The organism is Streptomyces beijiangensis (assembly GCF_017315755.1).
Lineage (GTDB): Bacteria > Actinomycetota > Actinomycetes > Streptomycetales > Streptomycetaceae > Streptomyces > Streptomyces beijiangensis.
Genome location: NZ_JAFLRJ010000669.1, coordinates 1 through 205 on the forward strand (window position 1 = coordinate 1; position 205 = coordinate 205).

A 205-nucleotide genomic window follows, 5' to 3' on the forward strand; every position below is an offset into this window, starting at 1 on the left:
AACCGCAGGAACGTCTCGGTCTGCTTGCCGACCTGCGAGAGGAACTTCGCACGGGTCCACTGCGATACGTCGCGCGTCAGCGTGAAGGTGCCGTACGCACCGGCGCCGCGGGCGTGCACGATGCGCTCCGGGATGCGCTCACGGTTGAAGTGCGCGAGCTTCTCGAGCAGCGCCTGGTCCTGGAGGAGCACAGGTCCGCCGACGC

1 protein-coding gene is annotated in these 205 nt (G+C 68.3%); it reads right to left on the bottom strand.

Annotated features, from left to right (window positions below; translation table 11 throughout):
- A partial coding sequence (locus J0695_RS38115) for a catalase (RefSeq protein ID WP_206969421.1) occupies positions 1 to 205 on the bottom strand: 205 nt, incomplete at both ends.